Below are 8034 nucleotides of genomic sequence, written 5' to 3'. Positions count from 1 at the left end.
TAACGGCGGATTTTTAAAGCGAATTTACTCAGGCCGCATATGCGGAAACAGTAGCACGTCCCGAATCGACGCCGAGTCGGTCAGCAGCATGATCAGCCGGTCGATGCCGATCCCCTCCCCCGCCGTCGGCGGCATGCCGTGCTCCAGCGCGCGGATGTAGTCGGCGTCGAAGTGCATGGCCTCTTCGTCGCCGGCTTCCTTCTCGTTGACCTGCTGGGCGAAGCGCTCGGCCTGGTCCTCGGCGTCGTTGAGCTCGGAGAAGCCGTTGGCAATCTCGCGGCCACCGACGAAGAACTCGAAGCGCTCGGTGACGAACGGGTCATCGTCCTTGCGACGGGCCAGCGGTGAGACCTCGGCCGGATACTCGGTGATGAAGGTCGGGTCGTGCAGCTTGTGCTCGGCGGTCTTCTCGAAGATCTCGATCTGCACCTTGCCAAGGCCGTAGCTGTCCTTGAGCGGGATGCCCAGCTTCTCCGCCACGGCGCGCGCCTTGTCCATCTCGTCGATGTCGGCGGCGGTAAGGTCCGGGTTGTGGCGCAGGATCGCCTCACGGACGGTCAGGCGCTCGAAGGGCTTGCCGAACTCGAAGGTGTCGCCCTGGTACTCGATGGACGTGCCGCCGTGGACCTCTTGCGCGCAGCGACGCAGCAGGTCCTCGGTGAGGTTCATCAAGTCCTGGTAGTCCGCGTAGGCCTGGTAGAACTCGATCATCGTGAACTCGGGGTTGTGCCGCGTGGAGAGCCCCTCGTTACGGAAGTTGCGGTTGATCTCGTAGACCCGCTCGAAGCCGCCCACGACCAGGCGCTTGAGGAACAGCTCCGGCGCGATGCGCAGGTACAGCGGCATGTCGAGCGCGTTGTGGTGGGTCATGAACGGCTTGGCCGCCGCCCCGCCGGGGATGACGTGCATCATCGGCGTCTCGACCTCGAGATACCCACGCTGGTTGAGGTAGTCGCGGATGAACTGGATCACGCGGCTGCGTACGCGGAAGGTGTTGCGCGCCGACTCGTTCATGACGAGATCGAGGTAGCGCTGGCGATAGCGGGACTCGGTGTCCGACAGGCCGTGGAACTTGTCCGGCAGCGGGCGCAGGCTCTTGGTGAGCATGCGGATGGCATCGACCCGCACGGAGAGCTCGCCCTTGTTGGTCTTGAAGAGCACGCCCTCGCCGCCAACGATGTCGCCGATGTCCCAGGTCTTGAAGTCCTGGTAGACGTCGGCACCGACGTCGTCGCGGGAGACGTAGAACTGGATGCGACCGGACTGGTCGAGGATGGAGAGGAAGCTCGCCTTGCCCATCACCCGCTTGGCCATGACGCGACCGGCGACGGCGACGCGCACGGTGTTCTCCTCGAACCACGGTTTGTCGTGCTCGCCGTACTCGGCCTGCAGTTCGCCTGCCATGTGCTCACGGTCAAAGTCGTTGGGGAACGGGTTGCCGGTCTCACGCAGCTTCTTGAGCTTCTCGCGGCGCTCGGCAATCAGTTGGTTCTCGTCGAGTGCGGGCTTTTGCTCGGCCATGGTTTCGGCTCTTGGTGGTGGGGTTGGGCCGGACGGTGCCGGCGTGTCTTCTTGCAAACGCGTTTCGTAGGAGCGCCTTTAGGCGCGAATGCCGGAGGTCGTCTCCGGTGAATTTCGCGGCTAAAGCCGCTCCTACAGTGTGCTTCCTGTCCCGGTGGGAGCTTGCCCTGCAAGCGAATCGCGCCTTGGCGCGAGTCCCCGATTGGGCCGGGTACGGTGCCCTGGCCGGGGCGGCCGCCTGGACGGCCTTCGCGAGCGGGGCTCGCTCCCACAGTGTGGCTGTAGGAGCGCCTTCAGGCGCGAAGCCGGAGGTCGTCTCCGGTGAATTTCGCGGCTAAAGCCGCTCCTACAATTTACTTCCTGTCCCGGTGGGAGCTTGCCCTGCAAGCGAATCGCGCCTTGGCGCGAGTCCCCGGTTGGGCCGGGTACGGTGCCCTGGCCGGGGCGGCCGCCTGGACGGCCTTCGCGAGCGGGGCTCGCTCCCACAGTGTGGCTGTAGGAGCGTCTTCAGGCGCGAAGCCGGAGGTCGTCTCCGGTGAATTTCGCGGCTAAAGCCGCTCCTACAGTGTGCTTCCTGTCTCTGTGGGAGCTTGCCCTGCAAGCGAATCGCGCCTTGGCGCGAGTCCCCGGTTGGGCTGGGCACGGTGCCCTGGCCGGGACAGCCGCTTGGGCGGCCTTCGCGAGCGGGGCTCGCTCCCTCAGGGGGGCTTCGTTTGGCGTTACAGGCCGCTCTTGAGGCTGGCCTCGATGAACGGGTCGAGGTCGCCGTCGAGTACGGCCTGGGTGTTGCCGGTCTCGTGGCTGGTGCGCAGGTCCTTGATGCGGCTCTGGTCGAGCACGTAGGAGCGGATCTGGCTGCCCCAGCCGACGTCGGCCTTGGTGTCTTCGACGGCCTGGGCCTCGGCGCGGCGCTTTTGCATCTCCAACTCGTAAAGCTTGGCCTTGAGCTGCTTCATGGCCCGGTCGCGGTTCTTGATCTGCGAGCGCTCGGACTGGCAGGCCACCACGGTGCCGGTCGGGGTGTGGGTGAACCGCACGGCGGACTCGGTCCGGTTGACGTGCTGGCCGCCGGCCCCGGAGGCGCGGTAGACGTCGGTGCGGATGTCGGACGGGTTGATCTCGATCTCGATCGCATCGTCGATCTCGGGGGAGACGAACACCGAGGCGAACGAGGTGTGGCGACGGTTGTCCGAATCGAACGGCGACTTGCGCACCAGGCGGTGCACGCCGGTCTCGCTGCGCAGCCAGCCGAAGGCGAACTCGCCCTCGAAGCGGATGGTGACCGACTTGATGCCGGCGACCTCGCCGTCGGAAATTTCGGTGATCTCGGTGGTAAAGCCGTGCTTTTCCGCCCAGCGCAGGTACATGCGCAGCAGGATGGAGGCCCAGTCCTGCGCCTCGGTGCCGCCGGCACCGGCCTGGATGTCCATGTAGGCGTTGGACTCGTCCATCTCGCCGGAGAACATGCGGCGGAACTCGAGATCCTCGATCTGCTTTTCGAAGGTCGACACGTCGGACTCGACCGAGGCAATGGTCTCCTCGTCGTCCTCCTCGCCCGCCATCTCGAGGATTTCGCGCGCGTCGGTCAGGCCGTCGCGCATCTCGGAGAGCGTGTCGACGATACGCACCAGCGAGGCGCGCTCCTTGTTGAGCGCCTGGGCGCGATCCGGATCATTCCAGACGTCGGGAACTTCCAGCTCGCGATCGACCTCTTCTAGACGTTCTTTCTTCAGATCGTAGTCAAAGGTACCCCCGGAGCGACTCGGAGCGCTCGATGAGGTTGTCGATTCGGTTCACGATCAGGTTGATTTCGGCCATGGAATGCGGTTTCGCTGGTAGTCGATGAGATTTGAAGCAAGCGTCATCTGATCAAATCCGAACGAGGCTCGGATTCGACAGGAAGTGCGGTAGTTTACTGAATGCCCACGGTTACCTCAAAGCGCATGGCGACGGGGAATCGAGGGAGCGGCATCCCCATCTTTGCAGGCCTTCTCCCTGTGGCATGATGAGACTCAACCGCGCGGGCCCTTACGGGCCTTGAATACGTTACGACCGATGTCCCCGGCAGTGATCCCTGGTTTCGGCCCAGCCTAAAATTTCCGACCCAACGGACGACCAATACCCCATGGAACCGATGCTACCCAGACACATGCCCACGCCCCCTTCCTCCACCCCGACGACCGGCTGGCTCCAGGCCCAGGCCCTGGCACAGGCCCTGGGCCTGGCCTGCCTGCTGGTTGTGCCATTGGCCACCCCGGCGGCGAACAACGCGCTGCCGGGCAAGGTGACCGCGGAACTCGCGGCCCAGAAGCTGGATGCCAATCATTTCGGCCTCTGGGTGCAGGCGGTCGACAGCGACACCCCATTGATCAACCACCAGGGCGACCGATTGTTCAACCCCGCCTCGGTGATGAAGCTGGTGACCACGGTCGCCGCGTTGGACGTGCTCGGGCCGACGTTCAAGTGGAAAACCGAATTCCTGGCCGATTCGGTGCCGGTCAACGGCGTGATCGCGGGCGATCTCTACATCAAGGGCTACGGCGATCCTTGGTTTCGCAGCGAGGACCTGTGGGACGCCGTGCGCCGCCTGCACGAACTGGGGGTGAAGGAGATTCGCGGTGACGTGGTGCTCGACGATTCGTATTTCGCACCGATCACCGCCGACCCGGGCGATTTCGACAACCGCCCGGACCGGGTCTACAACGCCCTGCCCAACGCGCTGTTGCTCGACAACCGCGCCGTGCGCATCAGCATCACGCCACACGGCGATGACGAATCCTCGGTAACCACGTGGCCGCCGAACCCGCGCATGGCGCTGCAGAACACGCTCAACCTGGTCGATCAACCCTGCCGCAACAACACCAACCAGCCCGTGATCGACATCCGTAACCCCACCGATCCGGGCGCGGAGATCCAGGTGCGCGGCATCGTCTCGCGCCAGTGTGCGCCGCACCTGTATTACCGCGTCGCCGGCGACCCGCACGATGCCTTCTTTCACGCTTTCAAGGAGCTGTTCGAATCCGCCGGCGGCACGATCACGGGCCACTGGCGCAAGGGGCTCGTGCAGGCCGGCTCAAGGCACCTGATCACCCACGATTCGCGCCCGCTAACGAATTACCTCTGGCTGATGAACAAGTGGTCGAACAACGTGATGGCGCGCCAGATGATGCTGACCCTCGGCGCGGAAATCGAGGGCACGCCGGCCACCAAGCTCAAGGCCGCACGGGTGATCGAGCGATGGGCCGCCGACCGTGGGATCAACTGGGAAGGTGCCGTGGTCGAAAACGGCTCGGGGCTGTCGCGGATCGCGCGGCTGTCGCCGCGCCAGATCAGCGACATGCTGCTGTCGGTGTGGAAGAGCCCCTACATGCCGGAGGTGATTGCCACCCTGCCGATCGCCGGGATCGACGGCACCATGCGAAAGCGGCTGACCAGCGGCTCGATCCGCGGTCACGCCCACATCAAGACCGGCACGCTGCGCGACGTCCGGGCCGGCGCGGGCTACCTGCTCGCCAAATCGGGGCGACGCTACGTGGTGGTCATGCTGCACAACGAACAGGGCGTGCAATACGGCGGCGGCACCCGCGTGCAGGACGCGTTGCTGACGTGGTTGTACGAGAACGGCTGAGGGTCGGCACAGGGCGAGCCGGTCGCCCGTAGGAGCGCCTTCAGGCGCGAAGGCCGCAGGGTGGCACACCGGCATTTCACGGCTAAAGTCGTTCCTGCAGGTCGCGCCTTCGGATAGCGTTTCACCCCTGCGAGAAACGGGACATTTCGCGGCTAAAGCCGCTCCTACCGGTGCCCTTAACCGTTGTGGGAGCTTGCCTTGCAAGCGAAACGCGCCGGGCGCGTGTCCTTGCTCATTCCCTGGAAACAGGCTCGGGATCATCCGATCAACAGGGCGGCGACTGCGCGTCGCCTTCGCGGGCGGGGCCCGCTCCCACGGGATGGCACCCGGCGGAACCACCCCCAAGATTCTGAATCAATAGTCTGCTGCAACCCATTGATTCGATGTCAATCGAACCCACCCTTATTGGCCGAGACCATGCGCCCGGCTTGGCTTAGCCGGTTCTCGACTCCCGCACTTCGGTCAAAACCCAGGCGGGCTCGTCGGGGTTGGGCCGGAACGCCATATCCACCAGCCAATGCTCGCCAGCCAGCACGACGGCCAGCTGCCCGCCGACCTCCACCCCGATGGCCGCGGGGCGTTCCCACGGCGGGATGCCCTGATCCTGGAACCATTGCTTGATCGGTAGGCTCGGACGCCCCTCGACCGGACGCAGGCGTTCGCTGCCGCCAACCGGCCGCAAGCGCCACTCGTCCGTGGAGTGCCGCAGGCTGGTGCCCTCGTCGACACCGCCACGAGTCGGGCGGCGGCAGATTTCACGCTCGCCCTCGAGACGCAGGCAAGGCTGGTCAGCCGGCCAGTCAAGCGGTCGAGTCGGTTCGGGCAAGACCGGTAGCCAGTGGATCTGGTCGCGGTAGCGCCGCAGTTGGCCGCCCGGCCATTCGAGCAAGGGTTGGCGGTCGGCCGCGGCGGTGCGCAACTGGGCCAGCCATTCGCCCAGCCGCTCGGGTGGCGGGGGCAGGCAGCCCAGGCGGGCAAGCCACTGGCGCAGCAGGTTGCACTGGCGGTGCGGCGGCAGTGCCGTCGCCTTGCTCCAGTCGAGCGTCGGCCCGTCCAGTGATTGGTCGGCATCGATCGCGGCCAGTTCGCCGAGCAGGCCTTGCTCCATCGTCAATCGCTGGGCACTGGTGCGCATCCGGCCGACGGCATCGGGCCAGAATGCCCGCAGTTCAGGCAGGACGTGGTGGCGCAGGTGATTGCGGGCGAATCCGGGATCGTCGTTTGCCGGATCGTCGACCCAGCCCAATCCGCTGGCACGGGCCACTGCCTCGAGTTCCTCGCGAGGGGTTTCCAGGAAGGGTCGCCAATGGGCGAACGCCCCACGCGACCGCCTGGCCGACATGCCCGATAGACCCCGGCCGCCGGACCCGCGCATCAGGGCCAGCAGGATGGTCTCGGCCTGATCGTCGGCATGGTGGGCCGTCACGAGCACGGGCGGATGCTCGGGATCGTCCGAGGCGGCCTCGGTCAGCGCGGCATCGAGCGCACGGTAACGCGCCTCGCGGGCGGCCGCCTCGGTCGAGCCACGTCCCGCTCCCACCGACGCACGCCTGACGGTAACCCGGCGCACATCGAACGGGCAGCCATGAGCCCGGGCCTGTTCACCGGCGATCTCGCCCCAGTCCAGGGCGTCGGGGTGCAGGCCGTGATCGATGTGAACGACCGACAGCCGCGCGAAGCACCCCTGGTCACGCCATTGCGCCAAGCGGGCCAGCGCGCCAAGGGAATCACGACCGCCAGAGCTGGCGAGCAGGACATGGGATGCCGACGACGGGCTGGCTGAGCGAGGTATCCCGTCCGGGCCGGTCGGCGTGGACCGGTTAGCGTTCGGCGTACTCACCGTAGCTCATCAGTCGCTTGTAGCGACGCTCGAGCAGCGCCTCGGTGGGCCGATCGATCTGGGCGAGGACCGCCTTTTTCAGGCTCGCCTTGAGCGAGGACGCCATGGCCGGCACGTCGCGATGCGCACCGCCGCAGGGCTCGGGGATCACCTCGTCGACCAAGCCCAGCTCCCGGAGACGATCGGCGGTGATGCCGAGCGATTCGGCCGCCTCGGGAGCCTTCGCGGCGCTCTTGTAGAGGATGGACGCGCAACCCTCCGGGGAGATCACCGAGTAGGTGCTGTACTGGAGCATCATCACGTGGTCGCCCACGCCGATGGCCAGTGCGCCGCCCGAGCCGCCTTCGCCGATGACGGTGACGATGATCGGGGTCTTCAGGTCGGCCATCACGTAGAGGTTGCGGGCGATCGCCTCGCTCTGACCGCGCGCCTCGGCGTCGATGCCGGGGTACGCGCCCGGCGTGTCGATGAAGGTGAGCACCGGCAGGCCGAACTTCTCCGCCAGTTCCATCAGGCGCTTGGCCTTGCGGTAGCCCTCGGGGCGCGGCATGCCGAAGTTGCGGCGGATCTTTTCCTTGGTATCCCGGCCTTTCTGCTGACCGATGACCATCACCGGCAGGCCGTCGAGCCGTGCCATGCCGCCGATGATTGCCGGGTCGTCGCCAAAGGCACGGTCGCCGTGCATCTCGCGGAAATCGGTGAAAACCTGCTCGAGGTAGTCGGCCAGGTAGGGTCGCTGCGGATGGCGCGCCAACTGGTTAACCTGCCAGGCGCCGAGGTTGGTGAAGATCGAACGCGTCAGGTCCGTCGACTTGGTGCGCAGCCGCTCGATCTCCTCGTCGATGTCCAGGCCCTGGTCGTCGTCCATGAGCTGGAGTTCGCGGATCTTGGCCTCGAGTTCGGCGATCGGCTGTTCAAAGTCGAGATAGTTCGGATTCATAGACGCCTGCGCTGTTTGGGCGGGTAGTTAGGTATGCCGTCTCGCTGAGGTGCCGGGACCGAAACGGTCGCTCACGGCGGCGAGACAGACGTGTATTGTGCCGAA

The 8034-nt window shown here is 65.9% G+C and carries 5 protein-coding genes; 1 reads left to right on the top strand and 4 read right to left on the bottom strand.

What is annotated here, in order from left to right; all coding sequences use genetic code 11:
- Positions 1-24: 24 nt before the first annotated feature.
- Both lysS and prfB read right to left on the bottom strand, forming a co-directional pair.
- Entirely contained in the window at positions 25-1521 is a 1497-nt protein-coding gene (gene lysS / locus ABGV18_RS08090) for a lysine--tRNA ligase (RefSeq protein ID WP_396585587.1), read from the bottom strand.
- A 719-nt stretch (positions 1522-2240) separates the two neighbouring features.
- Positions 2241-3339, bottom strand: a protein-coding gene (prfB, locus tag ABGV18_RS08085) for a peptide chain release factor 2 (protein ID WP_396585586.1) whose coding sequence is annotated in 2 segments (ribosomal slippage) — positions 2241-3263 and positions 3265-3339 — 1098 coding nt in all. Because the reading frame shifts where the segments join, the coding sequence is not laid out codon by codon here.
- Positions 3340-3646: 307 nt separating this feature from the next.
- Here prfB and dacB point away from each other — a divergent pair.
- On the top strand, positions 3647-5149 hold the full coding sequence (gene dacB, locus ABGV18_RS08080; RefSeq protein ID WP_396585585.1) for a D-alanyl-D-alanine carboxypeptidase/D-alanyl-D-alanine endopeptidase: 1503 nt from the start codon (positions 3647-3649) through the stop codon (positions 5147-5149).
- Between the two features lie 433 nt (positions 5150-5582).
- Here the strand turns inward: dacB and tilS are convergent, their stop codons facing one another.
- Together tilS and ABGV18_RS08070 are read right to left on the bottom strand one after the other, a co-directional pair.
- Positions 5583-6989: a tRNA lysidine(34) synthetase TilS gene (tilS, locus tag ABGV18_RS08075; RefSeq protein WP_396585584.1), complete on the bottom strand. Its 1407-nt coding sequence runs from the start codon at positions 6987-6989 to the stop codon at positions 5583-5585.
- Positions 6970-7929 (bottom strand): acetyl-CoA carboxylase carboxyltransferase subunit alpha, encoded by a 960-nt coding sequence (locus ABGV18_RS08070; RefSeq protein WP_396585583.1) that lies wholly within the window; start codon positions 7927-7929, stop codon positions 6970-6972. The genes tilS and ABGV18_RS08070 overlap by 20 nt, the downstream gene beginning before the upstream one ends.
- Positions 7930-8034: the final 105 nt, after the last annotated feature.

The sequence above is a fragment of the Guyparkeria halopsychrophila genome (assembly GCF_044582135.1).
GTDB lineage: Bacteria > Pseudomonadota > Gammaproteobacteria > Halothiobacillales > Halothiobacillaceae > Guyparkeria.
The sequence above is the reverse complement of the archived record's forward strand: the minus strand, read 5'-3'. Positions and strand labels throughout refer to the sequence as shown.